At 53.5% G+C, this 20,444-nt stretch carries 17 protein-coding genes; 6 read left to right on the top strand and 11 right to left on the bottom strand.

The annotated features are described in order from the left end of the window. Positions 1-44: 44 nt before the first annotated feature. A complete protein-coding gene (locus N6G83_RS31620) occupies positions 45-506 on the bottom strand; it encodes an Lrp/AsnC family transcriptional regulator (RefSeq protein ID WP_021180156.1) in 462 nt (153 codons plus the stop codon). 122 nt (positions 507-628) lie between these two features. Between N6G83_RS31620 and N6G83_RS31615 the strand changes: the two genes are divergently transcribed. Further along, a complete protein-coding gene (locus tag N6G83_RS31615) occupies positions 629-1,678 on the top strand; it encodes a PLP-dependent cysteine synthase family protein (protein ID WP_024528386.1) in 1,050 nt (349 codons plus the stop codon). A gap of 87 nt (positions 1,679-1,765) precedes the next feature. Here the strand turns inward: N6G83_RS31615 and cof are convergent, their stop codons facing one another. After that, positions 1,766-2,587, bottom strand: coding sequence for an HMP-PP phosphatase (gene cof, locus N6G83_RS31610; protein ID WP_211134867.1), 822 nt, complete (start codon positions 2,585-2,587; stop codon positions 1,766-1,768). Between the two features lie 132 nt (positions 2,588-2,719). Between cof and N6G83_RS31605 the strand changes: the two genes are divergently transcribed. Beyond that, positions 2,720-4,426 carry an SgrR family transcriptional regulator gene (locus N6G83_RS31605; RefSeq protein WP_211134866.1) on the top strand — a complete coding sequence of 569 codons (1,707 nt, stop codon included), beginning with the start codon at positions 2,720-2,722 and terminating at the stop codon, positions 4,424-4,426. Positions 4,427-4,590: 164 nt separating this feature from the next. Next, positions 4,591-5,289 (top strand): 7-cyano-7-deazaguanine synthase QueC, encoded by a 699-nt coding sequence (queC, locus tag N6G83_RS31600; RefSeq protein ID WP_211134865.1) that lies wholly within the window; start codon positions 4,591-4,593, stop codon positions 5,287-5,289. A 434-nt stretch (positions 5,290-5,723) separates the two neighbouring features. Here the strand turns inward: queC and N6G83_RS31595 are convergent, their stop codons facing one another. The 9 genes from N6G83_RS31595 to bolA form a co-directional block, all read right to left on the bottom strand. Beyond that, the gene (locus N6G83_RS31595) at positions 5,724-6,137 is read right to left on the bottom strand and encodes an acyl-CoA thioesterase (RefSeq protein ID WP_024528382.1); all 414 of its coding nucleotides are present in this window, start codon (positions 6,135-6,137) and stop codon (positions 5,724-5,726) included. Positions 6,138-6,334: 197 nt separating this feature from the next. Further along, positions 6,335-6,712, bottom strand: a complete 378-nt coding sequence (locus tag N6G83_RS31590; protein WP_211134864.1) for a ComEA family DNA-binding protein — start codon at positions 6,710-6,712, stop codon at positions 6,335-6,337. A 269-nt stretch (positions 6,713-6,981) separates the two neighbouring features. Next, entirely contained in the window at positions 6,982-8,862 is a 1,881-nt protein-coding gene (gene ppiD / locus N6G83_RS31585) for a peptidylprolyl isomerase (RefSeq protein ID WP_211134863.1), read from the bottom strand. 170 nt (positions 8,863-9,032) lie between these two features. Further along, on the bottom strand, positions 9,033-9,305 hold the full coding sequence (gene hupB / locus N6G83_RS31580; protein ID WP_004954599.1) for a nucleoid-associated protein HU-beta: 273 nt from the start codon (positions 9,303-9,305) through the stop codon (positions 9,033-9,035). A 217-nt stretch (positions 9,306-9,522) separates the two neighbouring features. Beyond that, a complete protein-coding gene (lon, locus tag N6G83_RS31575; RefSeq protein WP_021805482.1) occupies positions 9,523-11,877 on the bottom strand; it encodes an endopeptidase La in 2,355 nt (784 codons plus the stop codon). A gap of 193 nt (positions 11,878-12,070) precedes the next feature. Next, positions 12,071-13,342, bottom strand: a complete 1,272-nt coding sequence (gene clpX, locus N6G83_RS31570) for an ATP-dependent protease ATP-binding subunit ClpX (protein ID WP_021180166.1) — start codon at positions 13,340-13,342, stop codon at positions 12,071-12,073. A gap of 207 nt (positions 13,343-13,549) precedes the next feature. Next, positions 13,550-14,173, bottom strand: a complete 624-nt coding sequence (clpP, locus tag N6G83_RS31565; protein WP_021180167.1) for an ATP-dependent Clp endopeptidase proteolytic subunit ClpP — start codon at positions 14,171-14,173, stop codon at positions 13,550-13,552. 421 nt (positions 14,174-14,594) lie between these two features. Beyond that, positions 14,595-15,899, bottom strand: coding sequence for a trigger factor (gene tig / locus N6G83_RS31560; protein ID WP_024528379.1), 1,305 nt, complete (start codon positions 15,897-15,899; stop codon positions 14,595-14,597). Between the two features lie 364 nt (positions 15,900-16,263). Further along, positions 16,264-16,578 carry a transcriptional regulator BolA gene (gene bolA, locus N6G83_RS31555; protein ID WP_021805484.1) on the bottom strand — a complete coding sequence of 105 codons (315 nt, stop codon included), beginning with the start codon at positions 16,576-16,578 and terminating at the stop codon, positions 16,264-16,266. A gap of 353 nt (positions 16,579-16,931) precedes the next feature. Here bolA and N6G83_RS31550 point away from each other — a divergent pair, with 353 nt between their 5' ends. From N6G83_RS31550 to cyoA, 3 genes are all read left to right on the top strand, one after another. Beyond that, the gene (locus N6G83_RS31550) at positions 16,932-17,510 is read left to right on the top strand and encodes a lipoprotein (RefSeq protein ID WP_021180171.1); all 579 of its coding nucleotides are present in this window, start codon (positions 16,932-16,934) and stop codon (positions 17,508-17,510) included. 53 nt (positions 17,511-17,563) lie between these two features. Next, a complete protein-coding gene (gene ampG, locus N6G83_RS31545; RefSeq protein ID WP_024483942.1) occupies positions 17,564-19,042 on the top strand; it encodes a muropeptide MFS transporter AmpG in 1,479 nt (492 codons plus the stop codon). A gap of 445 nt (positions 19,043-19,487) precedes the next feature. Beyond that, positions 19,488-20,441, top strand: a complete 954-nt coding sequence (gene cyoA / locus N6G83_RS31540) for a cytochrome o ubiquinol oxidase subunit II (RefSeq protein WP_024483941.1) — start codon at positions 19,488-19,490, stop codon at positions 20,439-20,441. Positions 20,442-20,444: the final 3 nt, after the last annotated feature.

The following is a 20,444-nucleotide window of genomic DNA, read 5'->3' as shown; positions in this document are numbered from 1 at the left end:
GCTGCAGCCCTGCAACCTTAACATTCAACAGTAGAGTGACGATTTCACTCTGGCACGGGTAGCGCCGTGGTGTATTTGATTTTTTCCATCGCGAAGCTGGAAGTGACATCAATCAGCCCCGGCACGCCGGTCACCAGGCGTTTATAGAAATTGTCATAGCTTTTCATGTCCGCCACCTCGACCTGCATCAGGTAATCATACTCCCCCGCCATACGGTAAAACGCCAACACTTCCGGCATCTGCGCGGTGAGATCGACAAATTTCTGATACCACTCGCTGCTGTGCTGCTGGGTTTTTATCAGCACAAACGCCGTCAGGCCAAGCCCGAGCTTTTCATTATCCAGCAGCGCGACGCGTGCGCGAATGTAACCTTCATCTTCCAGCCTTTTTAGCCGTTTCCAGCAGGGCGTTGAGGTCAGATTCACCGCTTCGGCCAGCACTTGCAGCGATTGCGTACAGTCCTGTTGCAGCATGCACAGCAGTTTTCGGTCAGTTTTATCCAACATAAGGTGATTTCATAGAAAATATTTCTCCCATTAGGCGATTAAACAGGAAAAATGGCAATCCTTTTTTCTCGCTGAACCGCTATGCTACTGCATAAATTAAGACCCTATTTTGAGGCCAGATCATGACAAACGCTTGGGTAAAATATGCTATTGGTGAAATAGAAGCGGATTTCCAACGCTCCGCCGATACGCACTTGATCCGCTTGAACCTGCCGGAATTTCCCGGCATCTATCTTTACCTGAAAGATGAAAGCACCCACCCTACCGGCAGTCTTAAACACCGCCTGGCGCGTTCGCTGTTCCTTTACGGGCTCTGTAACGGTTGGATCAACCAGAACACGCCGATTATTGAAGCCTCTTCGGGCAGCACGGCGGTATCGGAAGCCTATTTTGCCCGCCTGCTCGGCCTGCCGTTTATCGCGGTGATGCCTTCCTGCACGGCTAAACGTAAGGTGGAGCAAATCGCCTTTTACGGTGGCCGCAGCCATTTTGTCGATCATGCCGCCCAGATTTATGCGGTGTCAGAGGAGTTGGCCAAAGAGCTGAACGGCCATTATATGGATCAGTTCACCTTTGCCGAACGCGCCACCGACTGGCGTGGTAACAACAACATCGCCGACAGCATTTTCCGCCAGATGGAGCGTGAACCGCACCCGGTTCCGAAACACATCGTGATGAGTGCCGGTACTGGTGGCACCTCGGCGACGCTGGGGCGCTATATTCGCTATCAAGGTCATGATACGCAGCTCACCGTGGTCGATCCGGAAAACTCGGTGTTCTACGACTGCTTCCATCATGGCGATCGCACCATCATCGGCAGCTGTGGCAGCCGCATCGAAGGGATTGGCCGCCCACGCGCCGAACCGTCGTTTATCCCTTCGGTGATCGACAACATGTTGCGCGTGCCAGATGCCGCCAGTATCGCCACCATTTATTGGCTGGAAAATATTCTTGGCCGTAAGGTAGGTGCCTCTACCGGGACCAACGTATGGGGAGCACTGCAACTGGCCAAGCAGATGCGGGATAAAGGCGAGCAAGGTGCCATCGTCACCCTGCTATGCGACAGCGGCGAGCGCTATCTGGATACCTATTACAATAGTGACTGGGTCAGCAACCATATCGGCGATTTGACACCATATAGCGCTCAGTTGGCTAACTTGTCAGGTAAATAACTTATTAGGTTGCCAACTCATTAAGGCGAAGTTCAGGGGATAAAAAAAGCCGGGTAGTCATACCCGGCCGGCTGTAATGCTAATACCTCAGAATTCGGGGGAATAGGTGAGGTGTGGTGAACGCAGCCAATGTTGTAAATAGTGAGCCACCGCCTGCTGTTCGCAGTGGCCAATAACCTGTAGTTGAGGCAGTAACGATTTCAACTGTGGCAGGGCATTGCCCATTACCACGCCATGCCCTACTCCCGCGAGCATTTCCTTATCATTCATCGCATCGCCAAAGGCCATACAATCAGCCAACGTCAGCCCCAGATGGCGGCTCAGCCTGTCCAATGCCGCTCCCTTGTTGCAATCCTTTGGCAGCACTTCGAGGCAATCATAGGCCGAGAAGCACAGATCGGTACGGGTGCCGAAATGCTCACTCAACAGTGCCTGTAGTTTGACCAGTTCTTCATGGGGGGCACAGAAACAGACCTTGCTGTTGCCAAGCGCAGGCAGACGGCGCAACTCGGCGAGTTGGAAATGAAAGCCGCTGAGATGATGTGCAGCCAGCATTTCCGGCACCGCAGTTTCGGTCAACCAACCTTCATCACGAAACACGTGCATGCTGGCAGAGGTACGCCAGTGGGTGTGCAACACCTCTTCGGCAATCTCCGCCGGTAAGTCGGTAGCATGCAGTTGCTGCCCTTGCTGGTCATAGACGCGAGTGCCATTACCGGTGATCAGATAACCTTGTAGACCCAGTTGCGCCATGATCGGCTGAGCATCAAGGTAATGCCGCCCAGTGGCAAAGGTCACCACCATCTCCCTGTCGATAAGCTGCCTTAACGCACTCAGCGTTTCCGGCCCGACACGGTGATCGGGAGTCAGCAGGGTGCCGTCCATATCGAAAGCGGCCAGGCGATACATAGGAACCTCGTAAATGTGAGCACAATGGCAATCACCGCAGTATGGGGTGGTATTTGCGGAAGTAATAGTGAACAATTTGTATAAACGCTTCCTGATTTATCTTTCATCGCTTGCAACATCTAGGATACCGCTATGCGCTTGGTTCATCGCCTCAGCCAGTATCAACGTTTGTACCACCAGCTAGGCAGCACGCCGGTGGCGATCACGATCGGTGAATTAGCTACGATCTTCTATTGCAGCGAGCGGCATGCACGCACTCTGGTACAGCAGTTGCAGCAACAAGGTTGGCTAAGTTGGCAATCACAGGCTGGGAGGGGGAAACGCGCGCAGCTGCAGTGCCTGAAAACCCCCGATGAACTGCGGACTGCGCATCTCCAACGTTTACTGCAACTGGGCGATCATCAGGGGGCCTTGGAAATGGCGCAGCTGGCGCCACAGCATCTGCAAGAGTTGCTGAGCCCTCACCTCGGCGGCCAATGGCAGGAAGGCAGCCCTACGCTGCGTATCCCTTATTACCGCACGTTGGAAAAGCTCGATCCGTTGACGCTAAGCGGCCGTGCGGAACAGCATCTGGTCGCAACCGTTTATGCCGGTTTGACGCGCTTCAACACCGGTTGCCCCGAGCCGCAGCCCGATCTGGCCCATCACTGGCAGATTAGCGAAGACGGCCTGCGTTGGCAGTTCTTTCTACGCAGTCAACTGCGCTGGCATAACGGCGAGGCCTTGACCGGCCAACAGCTATTGCAAACCCTCAACGCCCTGCAACACCATCCGCGCAGTCAGCCATTATTGAGCAGCGTGGCAACAATCAGCCTGCCACATGCACTATGCATCCAGTTCGATCTGCAAATGCCCGACTATTGGCTGGCGCACCGGCTGGCAGAACTGCCCTGCCTGATGACACATCCAGAGTTACCGACCCTCGGCGCAGGTCCCTTTAAGCTGGCACTAAACGAGCCGCATATGGTGCGGCTGGAACAACATCCTTACTACCATCTGCAACATCCCTATTTGGAAAGCATCGAATACTGGATCACGCCAGAGTTACCAACCCACAGTACCGATACCAGTTGCCTGCACCCGGTACGCATCACTATCGGCCAACAGGAAGAACTGGCACTGGCACGGCCGGTACAACGCAGTATGAGCCAAGGGTGGTGCTACCTGGCGATTAACCAGCGCCGTGGCGTACTGAGTGAAGCCCAAGGGCAAAAGCTGCTGATGCTGATCCAGCGATCCGGCCTGCTGGCCAGCTTGCCCATCCAGCAGGGCGTGATCATACCAAGTCATGAAATGCTGCCGGGCTGGGCGATCCCTGAGCATGACGTCCTGCAGGACGTTGAACTGCCACCTCAGTTGACGCTGTTGTACCATCCACCGATCGAACTAGAGAGCGTAACTCAGGCTTTGCAACAATTGCTGGCGGACCATGGCTGCCAATTAGAGATCCGCTATTATTCCGGCAAACGTTGGCAAAGTACCGAGCAGATAGCCCAAGCCGATCTGTTGCTGGCCGATAACCTGATTGGTGAAGCTCCGGAAGCGACGTTGGAAAGCTGGCTACGTCGCGATTTGCTGTGGAAAGGAATTTTGCGAGAAGAGGATTGGCAGCACCAACAGCGGACCCTGCAACAGATCCAGCAATGCCCAGCACCGCAGCAGCGCTTCAGCCAGCTAAAAGCGTATTATCAACAGTTGATGGGAGCCGCAATCCTCACTCCCCTATTCAACTATCAGTATCAGGTCAGTGCCCCTCCCCGCATACATGGTGTGATGCTCACCGCCTACGGCTGGTTTGATTTTTGCCAGGCTTGGCTGCCACCGCCGCTGGATGATTAGGTTACCCTACGCTGTGGCGAACATTTCTGATAGCATCCCCGCATGTGTGTTATGAAGCCCAATAGCGCCAGGCTATGGCCAGTCAAGCTGTAGCCTGGCAGCAAAGGGCATAAACCGGCCGCCCGAATGTGCATCGGGAATGGCCCTAGCCAGAAGGTAGATTTATGAAACGCGCAGTCGTCGTTTTTAGCGGTGGACAAGACTCCACGACCTGCTTGATCCAGGCATTGCAACAGTATGATGAAGTTCACTGCATCACGTTCGATTACGGCCAGCGTCATCGCGCCGAAATCGAGGTGGCCCAGGCCTTATGCCAAACTCTGGGAGCCAAGGCGCACAAGGTTTTGGACGTTGGGTTGCTCAATGAGCTGGCCATCAGCAGTTTGACTCGCGATAACATCCCGGTTCCCACCTACGACAGCTCACAGACCGATGCCTTGCCAAGCACTTTTGTGCCGGGGCGCAACATCCTGTTCCTCACCCTGGCGGCAATTTATGCTTACCAGGTGGAAGCCGAAGCCGTGATCACCGGGGTATGCGAGACCGATTTCTCGGGCTATCCGGATTGCCGCGACGAGTTTGTCAAGGCCTTGAATCAGGCCATTGTACTGGGGATTGCCCGTGATATTCGCTTTGAAACCCCGCTGATGTGGCTCAACAAGGCTGAAACCTGGGCGCTGGCGGATTATTACCAGCAGTTGGAACGCATCCGCCATGAGACGCTCACCTGTTATAACGGCGTTCAAGGCGACGGCTGCGGTGAATGTGCGGCCTGCCACCTGCGCGCCAACGGATTGCAGCAGTATCAGCAGGGCAAGGTCGGCGTGATGGCCAGCCTGAAGCGGAAAACCGGCTTGGTTTAAGCCAATTCATGGGCGGCGGCAATGCCGCTCAATAAGTCAGATTAAGCCATCGTTGGGTCCCCTCACCCCAACCCTCTCCCACAGGGAGAGGGAGCTGGTACGCCGTTGTCATTCAGGCAAGAGTCACCCCTTCCATGAATTGATACGGTGTTGTCATCCAGGCAAGAGTCACCCCTTCCATAAGTTGATACGGTGTTGCCATCTAGGCAAGAGTCATCCCTTCCATAAGTTGATACCGTGTTGCCATCCAGGCAAGAGTCATCCCTCCCATGAGTTGATACGGTGTTGCCATCAGGTACTGAGATACTCCTGTAGCACCGCCCCTTTCATTTACCGATGGTCAGGTTGTGAGAGAAATAACCACTGGCACGTTCGGTCCCCTCTCCTTGTGGGAGAGGGCTAGGGTGAGGGGGCATGACGAGCACGATGCTTCATCAGCCCTCAGCATCTTTCTGCTGTAGTGCCACCAGGTGTTCACGCAATGCACCTTCAATCGGCAGTGCCCGCTGGGTTTTCAAATCAATACAGACAAAGGTCAACGTCGCGTCGGCGACCACGGTCCCCTCAGGCTCCAGCAATACCTGCTGGCTCAGCACGCCGCTCTTGCCATTGAGTTGCAGCATCTGGCTATCGATGCGCAGCTTATCCCCCAATACGGCGGGCTTACGATAATTGATATTGATGTTCACCACGATAAACGCGATGTTGTTTTGCGTCATCCAGTGGAAAGCATCCAGATCCTCCAGCCACTCCCAGCGCGCTTCTTCCAGGAATTCCAGATACCGGGCATTATTAACGTGTTGATAGACATCAAGATGATAGCCACGAACTTTGATATAAGTCTGCATAGTGAAACAACCGCTCCTGCTCTGGTGATAGCGAGTTAATACCGGCATACCCGTTCAGTGATATCCCTCCTTGCAGGCCGCATGCTTGTACCGCAGGGCTTGGGCAAAGAGTTTGCGATGGATGACTGGTATGACCTGTAAAATGTAGCAGAGCAGCGCGGCTGCGAGGCCACTTTGCCACGCAGCCGCGAGCGGGATCACATTTTCAGTCGATCACGATTTCTTTCCACCAAGGAGGGACCGATCCCCGGCACCTCTTGTAGCTGGTCTATTTCACTAAACGGCCCGTTCTGTTCGCGATAGCGCACTATGGCCTCCGCCTTTTTCAGCCCTACGCCGTTCAACATGCTGGCTAACGCCTCTGCATCTGCCTGGTTAATGCTGACCTTGGCTTCCCCCTCGCTTTGCGCTTCAAGGCTGACCTTAGGCGATACCGCAGCGGCCTGTGGTTGCCCCAGAGAGGGTTTCTCTGCGGCAATGGCTGAGTTCCCTATCAGGCCAAACAGCGCCGCCGCCAGGAGTAGCTGGCGGATAACGGTAAAACGGGTAATGGCTTTATTTTCGCTAAGTTGCATGCTGTATCCTCCTTGTGTTTGACAGCAAGGTTACCTTGCCGCAGCGGCGGATGATCGGCAATTGGCAGAGTTTAAATGTGGAAAAGGCCGCGAAAGCGGCCTTTGAGTCTTTCAAGCTGTTGCAAAAAAATGCGGTGCGAATCCCCGTCGTCTTTCAAGCTGCAGCGTTGTTACCTGCACTTGCTCACCCCAGTCACTGACGAAAAGTAAGTTTCTGGGGATAAACAAGCTTGTCGCCTAGCTGCAACTTGAAATCCATAGGGGACAAGTTACGGCTGTTGTTGCTCAGCGGCACCCATTTTGATCTTGGCTTCTTTGCGCAGGTTAGTCAGCAAGGCATCGAAGGTCACGCTAGCGCTTCCTTTCTCCATGTTGCTGACGAAGGTTTTCATTTCGTCTGCTGGCAACGTACCTGGCTTAACGCTATCCAGGGCGATCAACACCACGTTCCCTTGAGCATCCTGTGACATACCGTAAACCACTTTACCGGCTTGCGGGTGCGGCAGTGCGAATACGGCTTCCACCAGTTGGCTGTCTTCCGGGGCGCGTGCCATTTTCTGTACGCTGCCGAAGCTCAGACCTGCGGCTTTCATCGCCTCATCGCCTTTGCCCTGCTTCAACTCAACCAGCAGTTTTTCACCCTGCAGTTTGGCTTCTTGCAGTGCCTTGTTGTGTTTGACCATCGCGGTTACGCGATCTTTCACCTTGTCGAAAGGTTCAATCCCTTCCGGCTGATGGGCCACAACGCGGATCACGAACGCGCGGTCACCGTCAACGGTGATGACGTCAGAGTTGCTGCCTGGTGCGCCGTTCTCGCCAATCAGCGAACCATCGAAGATGGCCTGCACAACCGGCTTGAAGTTCAACTCAGCAGGAACAGAGTCACGGGTAAACCATTCGGTGTTAGCCGCCTTGATACCCGCAGCTTCTTCCGCCGAGGCCAGGGACTCGTTATCGCTGGTCGCCGCTTCGCTGACTTTCTGCTGCAGCGCATAGTAGGCATCTACCGCTTTTTCCTGCTTGATCTGCTTGGCGATAGCATCATGCACTTCGCTCAATGGCTTCACCAGCGCAGGCTTGATATCGTCCAGGCGCACGATCAGATAACCCACTGAAGACTTCACTACGCCAGAAAGTTGGCCTTTCTCGGTCAGGTTAGCCTGTTTCAGTTCGTCTGCCGTGGTATCTGGCTCCATCCAGTCCATTTCGCCACCGGTACGGCGCGAGATGATGTCGGTAGATTTCTCTTTCGCCAACGCAGCGAAATCAGCACCGTTTTTCAGCTCTTCCAATACTGCCTTGGCATCCGCTTCGGTTTTCAGCTGGATCACGCTGAATTTTTTGCGTTCCGGCTGGCCAAAGCTGCTTTGATGCCCATCGTAATAGGCGCTGATATCCGCTTCGGTAACGGTCACTTTATCCTGCAATGCCGCAGCATCCAGCGGGATAAAGCTCACTTTCACCTTCTCGGGTGCGATGAAGCTGTTTTTGTTCTGCTCGAAGAAGGCCTTCAGCTCTTCGTCGGTGACGGTTTGCTTGGCCATCATGGCATTGAGATCGATCGTCGCCAGGCGCACATCGCGCTCTTGCAGAACCAGGGCAACCATAGACTCTGCTTCGCTTGGTGGGACGATGTCGGAACCGCCGAAGCCCTGGATCATCTGCTGGTTGATTAACCGCTGGCGCGTGTATTGCGCATATTGATCTGCGCTAAAGCCCGAACGGGTAATCAGGTCGAGATATTTGGCGTTGTCGAACTTACCGTCCGTCTGGAAATAGGCTTCTTGACGGATAGCCTCTTTCACCTGATCGTCACTGGCGCTCAGGCCCAGCGTCTTCGCGTACTGGTCCAGCAGCGACTTGTCGATCAGTTGAGACAGCACCTGCTGGCGCATCTGCTGCATGTAACCTTCGTTGCCAGCCATGGCAGAGAAACGGTCACCCAGTTCCTGCTGCATACGGCTACGTTCACTCTGGAAAGCCTGTTCCAGCTGGGCGCGTTCGATCACCTGGCCATTTACTTTCGCAGCGTAATCGCCGGCACTTCCCTGATAGCTGACTACTCCAGTCAAAAGAAATGACAAGATAATCAGCCCCAGGATGATTTTTAGCACGACGTGGTTAGCAGCCGCGCGTAAATTGTCCATCATAGTGTGACAACACTCCGCTGTGATGTGGATTAACAACCCTTGTGCAGGCGCGTTCCCTGCGACAAAAATAAAAAAAGCGCATCAACCTGATGCGCCTTATATCTTACCTTACCAATACCGCTGCGTCAGGTGATTGTTTACCGGCGACGCGATGCGATGAAACGCCGTAATCAGTTTACTGCGTCTTTCAGGGCTTTCCCTGCACGGAAAGCCGGAACTTTGGCTGCCGCGATTTTGATCTCTTTACCCGTTTGCGGGTTACGGCCGGTACGAGCTGAACGCTCACGCACGGTGAAAGAACCGAAACCAACCAGAGCCACGTCATCCCCTTCTTTCAAGGAATCGGTAACGGAAGCAATAATTGCGTCCAAAGCACGCCCTGCTGCCGCTTTAGAAATATCAGCACCCGCGGCAATTTTGTCGATCAGTTGTGACTTATTCACTCTATCATCCCCTCTAGAATTCAAAACGTCGCACCGAAAAAATCCCTACGGTTACGACAGCGCTGCTGTTATATCAATCCCGTCGTGCCTTGGCAAGCCACCAAACGGCGACGAAACGCGAGCCGACAGGGATCTAACTTAGCGGCACAAAAAAATACTGGCAAGTCCGAATTGGCTTGCCAGCATGAGTTTTATCAATGGTTTTTGCTATACGTCACTATTTTACCGCTACCGGCTGTGCGCCGAAGGCCGGATTGACCAGTGCGATGTTCAAAACTTCATCGATTCGCTGTACCGGGTGGATCTCCAGATCGGCAATGACGTTGTCCGGGATCTCTTCCAAATCGCGCTTGTTCTCGTAAGGGATCAGCACGGTTTTGATACCGCCACGGTGTGCCGCCAGCAGCTTCTCTTTCAGGCCACCAATCGGCAACACATGACCACGCAAGGTGATCTCACCGGTCATTGCCACATCGGCACGCACCGGGTTGCCTGTCAGGCAGGAAACCAGCGCGGTACACATGGCGATACCGGCACTTGGGCCGTCTTTCGGCGTCGCCCCTTCCGGCACATGGACGTGGATATCACGTTTTTCATAGAAGTCGGCGTTGATGCCCAACTTCTCTGCACGTGCACGTACCACGGTCAATGCAGCCTGGATAGACTCCTGCATCACTTCACCCAAAGAACCGGTGTAGGTCAGCTTGCCTTTGCCCGGTACGCAGGCGGTTTCAATGGTCAGCAGATCGCCGCCCACTTCCGTCCACGCCAGCCCGGTTACCTGGCCTACGCGGTTTTCGGTGTCCGCACGGCCGTAGTCAACACGCTGAACGCCCAGATAGTCCTTGAGGTTTTCGCCGTTGATCTCGATGTGCTTGAGCTTCTTGTCCATCAGCAGCGACTTGACCGCTTTACGGCACAGCTTGGAAATTTCACGCTCCAGGCTACGCACCCCGGCTTCACGGGTGTAATAACGGATAATGCCGATAATGGCACTGTCATCCACTGTCAACTCACCTTTCTTCAACGCGTTGCGTTCAAGCTGCTTTGGCAACAGGTGCTGTTTGGCAATGTTCAGCTTTTCGTCTTCGGTATAGCCGGAAAGACGGATCACTTCCATACGGTCCAGCAACGGTGCCGGAATGTTCATCGAGTTCGAGGTCGCCACGAACATCACGTCGGACAGATCGTAATCCACTTCCAGATAGTGATCGTTAAACGCCACGTTCTGTTCCGGATCCAACACTTCCAGCAGGGCTGAAGCCGGATCGCCACGCATGTCGGATGACATCTTGTCGATCTCATCGAGCAGGAACAGCGGGTTTTTCACCCCAACCTTGGCCATTTTCTGGATCAGTTTACCCGGCATGGAGCCGATGTAAGTCCGGCGGTGACCGCGAATCTCCGCTTCGTCACGTACGCCGCCCAGCGCCATACGGACATATTGGCGGCCGGTCGCACGAGCGATCGACTGCCCCAGCGAGGTCTTACCCACGCCAGGAGGCCCTACCAGGCACAGGATTGGGCCCTTGATTTTGCTGACGCGGCTCTGCACTGCAAGATACTCAAGGATGCGGTCTTTGACGCGTTCCAGGCCGTAGTGATCGGTATCGAGCACTTCCTGCGCCTTGAGCAGGTCTTTTTTCACCTTGCTGCGCGCATTCCACGGCACCTGGATCATCCAATCGATATAGCCACGCACTACGGTCGCTTCCGCAGACATCGGCGACATCATTTTCAGCTTTTGCAGTTCCGCTTCGGTTTTCTCACGCGCTTCTTTCGGCATTTTGGCTGCTTCAATCTTGCGCTTCAACGCCTCGTGTTCATCCGGCGTGTCGTCCATCTCGCCCAGTTCTTTCTGAATCGCCTTCATCTGCTCATTCAGATAGTACTCGCGCTGGCTCTTTTCCATCTGTTTCTTGACGCGGTTACGGATGCGCTTCTCAACCTGCAGCAGGTCGATTTCCGACTCCATCATCGCCATCAGGTACTCAAGACGCTCGGTGATATCGAACATCTCCAGCACCGACTGCTTGTCGCTGAGTTTCAGCGGCATATGCGCGGCGATGGTATCCGCCAGGCGTGCAGCGTCGTCGATGCTGTTCAATGAAGTCAGCACCTCCGGTGGAATTTTTTTGTTCAGTTTGATGTAACCTTCAAACTGATTGATCGCCGTGCGCACCAGGACTTCCTGCTCACGCTCGTCGATAGCCGGTGATTCAAGATATTCAGCCTGGGCAGCGAAGTGTTCACCGCTGTCGGAAAGCGTGGTAATACGCGCACGCTGTAAACCTTCGACCAGCACCTTGACCGTGCCGTCCGGCAGTTTCAGCATCTGTAAAATCGATGCAACGGTACCTACCGAGAACAGATCGTTAATGCCAGGTTCATCCGTCGAGGCCTCTTTCTGCGCCACCAGCATGATCTTTTTATCGTGATCCATTGCGGCTTCGAGGCACCGAATCGATTTTTCCCGGCCAACAAACAACGGGATCACCATGTGCGGATAAACCACCACGTCGCGCAATGGCAACACGGGGATTTCAATGCGTTCGGAACGCTCAGGGTTCATAGAGCTCTCTCTTAGTTTAATTTCCGCCAGGATTAGGGGGATCTCATGAGACGCAAGCATCAAACGTTTCACAAAATCTGGATTATGAGTATATGGGGATGAATCTCTGACATTCAACGGTAACAATGTCGAGAAAAAGAAAAGGGGGATAAAATCCCCCTTTTACGATTAACTTTCTGGTTTGACTGGCTAATTATTCGCCAGAAGCCTGCGCTTCCGGTTTGCCGTAAATCAATAACGGCTTGGATTGGCCAGCGATCACCGATTCGTCGATCACCACTTTATCTACGCTTTCAAGCGACGGCAGATCGTACATGGTGTCCAGCAGCGCGCCTTCTACAATCGAACGCAGGCCACGGGCACCGGTCTTACGCGTCATGGCCTTCTTGGCGATGGCGTTCAGCGCTTCCTCACGGAATTCCAGATCTACCCCTTCCAGATTGAACAACGCCTGATACTGCTTGGTCAGGGCGTTTTTCGGCTCTTTCAGGATCTGGATCAGTGCTTCTTCACTCAGTTCGCTGAGGGTGGCAACCACCGGCAGACGACCGATGAACTCCGGGATCAGACCAAATTTGATCAAGTCTTCCGGCTCTGCCTGCAACAGCAGTTCGCCTTCGGTGGCTTTTTCAGATTCACCCTTCACCGTGGCACCAAAACCGATACCGGAACCGGTGTTAACGCGCTGGCCAATCACCTTATCCAGGCCGGCAAACGCACCGCCACAGATAAACAGGATCTTGGAGGTGTCCACCTGCAGGAATTCCTGCTGCGGATGTTTACGCCCACCCTGTGGTGGAACCGCCGCAATCGTGCCTTCGATCAGCTTCAGCAACGCCTGCTGCACGCCTTCGCCCGAAACGTCACGGGTGATGGACGGGTTGTCTGACTTACGTGAAATTTTATCAATTTCATCGATATAGACGATGCCGCGCTGGGCTTTTTGCACATCGTAGTCGCATTTCTGCAACAGTTTCTGGATGATGTTTTCCACGTCCTCACCCACGTAACCGGCTTCGGTCAACGTTGTGGCATCGGCCATGGTGAAAGGCACATCCAGGAAACGTGCCAGCGTTTCTGCCAGCAAGGTCTTGCCGCTACCGGTTGGGCCGATCAGCAAAATATTGCTTTTACCCAGTTCGATGCCATTGCTGGTATCGCCATTACGCAGGCGTTTGTAGTGGTTATAGACCGCCACCGCCAGCACTTTTTTCGCCTGTTCCTGACCGATAACATAATCGTCCAGGTGGTGACGAATTTCGTGCGGTGTCGGCAATGAATTACGCTCGCGATGCGGCGCAACTTCTTTAATCTCTTCGCGAATAATGTCGTTACACAGATCAACACATTCATCGCAGATATACACTGACGGACCGGCAATCAGCTTACGCACTTCATGCTGGCTTTTGCCGCAGAAAGAGCAGTACAGCAGCTTTCCTGAACCGTCTTTGCGCTTATCTGTCATGAGTCAAACCTCTTCTTTTGTCTTTGTCCCGCACCATTACGCGGCGACAATGCGCCCAAACTTTATACCGGGAACGCCGATAACGCTTTTTAAAGCGAGCCAGGCCCGCTCTGAATACTATAGCCTATCGGCCCGCAAGCCGCGCGCTACCCATAACCTTTCAGGCAACAGGTATGCACTACAGCTTGCGACCCTTCGGGTATAGTTTTAGCTGCGGTGCGTCAGAATGCTGTCGACCAGACCGTATTCTACCGATTCTTCCGCCGTCATGAAGCGGTCACGTTCGGTATCACGTTCGATCTGTTCCAGCGATTGGCCGGTATGTTGTGCCATCAACTCATTCATGCGAGCCTTCACCTTCAGGATCTCACGCGCATGGATTTCAATATCCGTTGCCTGGCCCTGGTAGCCGCCCAGCGGCTGGTGGATCATCACTCTGGAGTTTGGCAGGCAGAAACGCTTGCCCTTGGTGCCTGCCGTCAGCAGGAACGACCCCATGGAACACGCCTGCCCCATACAGATGGTGCTGACGTCCGGCTTGATAAACTGCATGGTGTCATAGATTGACATACCAGCCGTGATCACGCCGCCCGGAGAGTTGATATACAGGAAAATGTCTTTTTCTGGGCTTTCTGCCTCGAGGAACAACATCTGTGCCACGATCAGATTAGCCATATGATCTTCAACCTGGCCGGTCAGGAAGATAATGCGCTCTTTCAGCAGGCGGGAATAAATATCGTAAGAACGCTCCCCGCGCGAAGTCTGCTCTACCACCATCGGCACCAGTGCCATGTTAGGTGCAAATTGGTCTCGTTCGCCACTGTATGACATTACCGTCTCCTAATAGAAATTGCCTTGGCGCCATTGTCTGTCGATTCTACTTGAGAACGGCCATCATGACTACGTTCAAGCCATCGACAGGCTCCACACTGATTTGACGGCGCTATCATTCCGCCAGGCGGATAAAGCGGCCCATACTGTTGTAGGAATTGGGGGGTCACAGAGCGCATTTCAAGCCCGGTGAACAATTTCACCAACATCCCTGTGTGGCAGGCAAGGTCACAACCACTGGCCTTCCACCGCCGCCATTCGTCCTCGACCCAATAAATATAGTGCATATTGCCACAGTTAAGCCGAGATTAATCAGTCACGTGGCAAAAGAAAAGCCCGTAACCAAAGTTACGGGCCTTGTAAGGAACTCCCAGCTACGGCAAAGGACCTGCCATCAGGTCGCTCCTGGCATCAACCAGCATTACGCTTGTTGAGTCTGGTTCATCAGCTCGCTGAAGGTAGTGGCTTTTTCAGTCACTTTCGCTTTAGCCAGCAGGGCTTCTACCGCTTGTTCTTCCAGAGCAACGTTACGCATGTTGTTCATCAGCTCTTTGTTTTTGCTGTAGAACTCAACAACTTCGCTCGGATCTTCGTAGGCGGAAGCCATTTCTTCGATCAGGGTCTTAACGCGATCTTCATCGGCTTTCAGATCGTTGGTGCTGATCACTTCGCCCAACAGCAGACCGACTACAACGCGACGTTTGGCTTGCTCTTCGAACAGTTCGCGTGGCAGTTCCAACGCTTGCTTCTCGTTGCCACCAAAACGCTGTGCAGCCTGACGACGCAGAACGTCGACTTCGCCGTCGATCAGTGCCGCTGGCACGTCGATTTCGTTAGCGTTGACCAGACCGTCGATAGCCTGAGTCTTGATGCGGTTACGCACGGCGCCTTTCAGTTCGCGCTCCATGTTTTTACGCACTTCGGTACGCAGACCGGCGAGAGAACCATCAGCCACGCCGAAACGCTTGATGAACTCTTCGGTCAGTTCTGGCAGCTCGCGCTGTTCAACTTTCTTCAGCACGATAGCGAACTTGGCCGCTTTCCCTTTCAGGTTTTCTGCGTGGTAATCTTCTGGGAAGTTGACGTCGATGGTGAACTCTTCACCGGCTTTATGACCCACCAGACCTTCTTCGAAGCCTGGGATCATGCGGCCCTGGCCCATAGCCAGAACGAAATCAGCGGCTTTACCGCCTTCAAACTCTTCACCGTCGATAGAGCCGGTGAAGTCAACGGTCACGCGGTCTTCAGCAGTGGCTGCGCCGTCGGTGTCTTTCCAGGTCGCCTGCTGCTTACGCAGGGTTTCCAGCATGGTATCAACATCGGCGTCGTTAACTTCAACCACAGGTTTTTCAACCTCGATGCTTTCCAGGCCTTTCAGCTCAACTTCTGGATAGACTTCGAATTCCACGGTGAAAGCGAAATCTTCGCCTTCTTTATACTCGCCCGGTACGTAGTTTGGTGCACCGGCCGGGTTGATTTTCTCTTTGATGATCGCGTCAACAAAGTTGCGCTGCATCAAATCGCCCAGCACGTCCTGACGGACGGAGGCGCCATAACGCTGTTCGACGATGTTCATCGGCACTTTGCCTTTACGGAAACCGTCGATACGTACGCTTTTAGCTGCGTTGATCAGCTCTTTCTTTACTGCCTGATTGATAACATCAGCGGGTACAGTAATAGAGAGACGGCGCCCAAGGCCTTGAGTGGTTTCTACTGAAACTTGCATCTTGTTACCTCAAAAAAATCACAGTGCTCGGTCAACTCCGTTCCAAGAACCAGGACGGCTACATTAAAAACCGAGTTCCCTGATGTCGAGAGCGTTCCGAAACCATTCCGGAAAAAATAGACGCGACATTATAGCGGCGCAAGCGTAGCTAGTCGAGGATGGCAAGGCAGCACTGGCGCGTTAAAAATCACACTTTTGCCGATTTTTCGCCCAAATACCTTGATGCCATGGCCATCAGAGCTGCAAACACCTTCGGCTTTGTCGTCGTCAAAAACAGCAACGGCCCGCAGGCCGTTGCAAAATTCGTCAGTAGTAATACCTTAAATACGGGTAAAAGTTCCACTGATACCGTAAATTTTAGGTATTAAGCTAATGTGCCCGCCCCACGGCAAGGTGGCGAAGCCGGCACCGTATCCTGCAGCCCTTCCCACTCTTTCAGGGTATAGGTATGCAGTGCCAGCGCGTGTACGCCGTTTTCCAGTTCTTCCGCCAACACGCCATAAATGGAGCGATGCCGGGTCAGGAACCGTTCGCCGACAAAGCGGTCGCTCACCAACACCACCTTGAAATGACTTTCGGATCCAGCAGGAACGTTATGCCGATAGCTCTCATCAGTCACTTCCAGATACGCGGGTTCAAACGCCGCCCTTAACTTTGCTTCTATTTGCTCGCGGATCATAGGATCTCCTTACAACACCGGCAGGCTACCAGGTTCTACTTTAATATTAGTCGGTTTTGCCCTCGCCAGAACATGGCTATCGTAAATCCCACGACACAATGCCGAAAAATTCATCAATAAAAGTGGCTCAGTTGAGGTTTATCCGATTGAGCCACTCGAAAAAGCCTGTTTTTATCCTGGTTGAGGAAAAATTTACGCTACGGCCACCTTCAACACTTCCACCCGTTGTTGGCAATGCTATGATGGCGGCAATTTATCGTTGACTCTAGCGCTTTGATTATCAAGCACCCACAACCCTGCCCGCGGGCTTGAACAGCACCGGGTATAAAACCACGATTGATGAGACAGTCATAATGTTAAAAAAACTTTGTCTTCCTCTGCTGGCTGCACTGCTGTTAGCTGGCTGTGCGACCAGCACCAATACGCTGAACGTAACCCCGAAGATCGTGTTGCCACAGCAGGACCCAACCCTGCAAGGGATCACTATCAGCATTAACGGTGCAGACCAACGCCCCGATCAGGCGCTAGCCAAAGTGAACCGTGACGGCCAACTGATCACCCTGACCCCATCGCGCGATCTGCGCTTCCTGCTACAAGAAGTGCTGGAAAAGCAAATGGGCGCGCGTGGTTATATGATTGGGCCATCAGGTGCGGTTGATTTGCAGATCGTAGTGAATACGCTGTTTGCCGACGTTTCCCAAGGCAACCTGCGCTACAACATCACCACCAAAGCGGATATTTCAATCATCGCGCAGGCCAAAAACGGCAACAAGCAGGTGAAGAACTACCGTTCTACCTATAACGTGCAGGGTGCCTTCACCGCCAGCAATGAAAAAATCACCGATGCGGTCAACACCGTGCTGGGTGACGTCATCGCCGATATGGCTCAAGACACCAGCGTCAACGACTTTATCAAGCAAAACGCACGTTAATCAGGCAATGCCTCGCGCTGCTCGGTTTACAGGGCAGCGCAGATCGGGATCTCATGTCGAAACAGTATCTGAATATTTTTACCCAGCGTAATTCCGTCATCCTGTTGGTGTTGGGCTTTGCCTCGGGGCTGCCGTTGGCATTAACCTCCGGCACGCTGCAAGCCTGGATGACCGTCGAAGGCCTCGATCTGAAAACCATTGGTATCTTTTCGCTGGTAGGTCAGGCCTACGTGTTCAAGTTCCTCTGGTCTCCGTTTATGGATCGCTACACTCCCCCGTTCCTCGGGCGGCGGCGTGGCTGGCTGTTGATCAGCCAGTTGCTGCTGGTAGTGGCCATCGTGGCGATGGGGTTTATGAATCCGTCACAGCATCTATGGTGGCTGGCCACGCTGGCGGTGGTGGTGGCATTCTGTTCTGCCTCACAGGATATTGTTTTTGACGCCTACAAAACCGATCTGCTGGCGGCCGAAGAACGCGGGGCCGGGGCCGCAGTGTCGGTACTGGGTTATCGCCTGGCAATGCTGGTCTCCGGCGGGCTGGCCCTGTGGCTGGCCGATCGCTATTTCGGTTGGCAGGCGACTTACTGGCTAATGGCCGGGCTGATGCTAATTGGCGTAGCCGCTACGCTGATGGCACCGGAACCGGACGACAGCATTCCTGCGCCGCGCACCCTCGAGATGGCGGTAGTCGCTCCACTGCGTGACTTCTTCGCCCGTAACAATGCCTGGCTGATCCTGTTGCTGATCGTGATGTATAAGATGGGTGACGCTTTTGCCGGGAGTTTAAGCACCACCTTTCTGATCCGCGGCGTCGGCTTCGATGCCGGCGAGGTCGGCCTGGTGAATAAAACCCTCGGTCTGTTTGCCACCATCGTCGGGGCCCTGTTCGGCGGCGTCTTGATGCAGCGCCTCAGCCTGTTCCGGGCGCTGATGCTGTTCGGTATTTTGCAGGCAGTATCCAACATCGGTTACTGGCTGTTGGCAATCACCGCTAAAAACATCCTGACGATGGGCAGCGCCATTTTCCTGGAAAACCTGTGTGGCGGCATGGGCACCGCAGCCTTTGTCGCCCTGCTGATGACCCTGTGCAACAAATCCTTCTCCGCCACCCAGTTTGCCCTCCTCTCGGCGCTCTCCGCCGTTGGCCGTGTTTACGTCGGGCCGATTGCCGGTTGGTTCGTGACCGCCCATGGCTGGCCACTGTTTTACCTGTTCTCCATCGCGGCGGCGGTTCCAGGCCTGCTGCTGCTGTTAATCTGCCGCCAGACGTTGGAGTACACGCAACGTACCGACAACTTTATGCCACGCACTGAGTTTCGTGCCGCCTATCGCTGGGCACTACGCCTGCTGGGCGCCGGTTGCTCACTGCTAGGCGTATGGTTGCTGCTGCTGATCGCCAACGCGCTGGATTGGACCGATTGGCCCAACCTCGCCGTGCAACTGCTGCAAACCGGTGCCATGCTGAGCCTGGTGGGGATTATCATGGGTAGCCTGTTGGACTACCTGGCGTTGCGCCGAACGCAATTAGCGTGATTTTTTTGTTGGCCGATAAAATTCGGCCAACAAAAAAGCATCAGAAAAACGAATTTATTTCGTTAAAAATTTAATATTTTTACCAAAGCTATTTTTTTACCCGAGTAAAACGCTCGGAAATAGATTTTAATTCACCTCAACAAAACAAAAATTTTACATTAAATAAACCTTTTTGCGCCTATTCAAACATCGCCACCGCTGACGCGATATCCTGACATACCCTTGGTTTTCCATGACATAGCATCCCCCCGGAACGATTCAGCTCGCCAACACATTGTTGCCATTAGTAAATTGTCACCTAACGTTACATGTGTGACCCCCTTAACAGAAAGTGTCAACAAGCCGCTGACACTCTCTTAAGTATGTTTACAGTACTGCAACCTTCCCGTAAAATGCCCGCACACATGAAACGACAATATAGAGCCTTGGTAATTGGGGTCGTTAGATGAGACTTAAGAAATACAATAAAAGTATTGGGATGTTATCCTTAATTGTCGCCACCGTTATGCTAAGCGGTTGCGATATGGTGTTGATGGATCCCAAAGGAGCAATAGGTGTTGAGCAACGAAGACTGATCCTCACGGCAATCGGCTTGATGCTGATCGTTGTGGTGCCAGTGATCTTCATGGCATTTGCCTTTGCCTGGAAGTATCGTGCTTCCAACAAGAGCGCCAAGTACAGTCCGAATTGGTCACACTCCAACAAGATTGAAGCGGTCGTCTGGACCATTCCAATCATTATCATCGCCATCCTTGGCACCATAACCTGGAAAACAACCCACGCGCTGGATCCATTCAAGCCGATTGTCGCCGACAAAAAGCCAATGACCATCGAAGTGGTGTCGTTAGACTGGAAATGGCTGTTCATCTACCCAGAGCAGGGTATCGCGACCGTTAATGAGTTGGCTTTCCCGAAAGATGTTCCAGTCGAATTCAAAGTCACCTCTAACTCGGTAATGAACTCGTTCTTTATTCCTCAGTTAGGTGGGCAGATTTATGCGATGGCCGGGATGCAGACCAAACTGCACCTGATCGGCAACGAAGCGGGCAAATACGATGGTATTTCCAGCAGCTTCAGTGGCCGCGGGTTCTCCGGCATGAAATTCACCGCCATTGTCACCCCGACCGAAGGCGACTTCGATCAGTGGGTAGCCAAGGTGAAAGAATCGTCTAATACCCTTAACGCCACCAGCGATTTTAACAAACTGGCAGAGCCGAGTGAAAACAACCCGGTTGAGTACTTCTCCAGTGTCAAACCGAATTTGTTCAAAGAGACTATTGGCAAATTCATGGGTGATATGCACATGCACAAAGGCGCAGAAGCTTCCGCGCACCAGGGCATGGACATGAGCCAGGGTATGGACATGAGTGAACATGCTCACGCCGGAGCCGAGGAATAATCT

Source organism: Serratia sp. PL7 (genome assembly GCF_945957435.1).
This window is presented reverse-complemented; position numbering and strand designations above follow the sequence as displayed.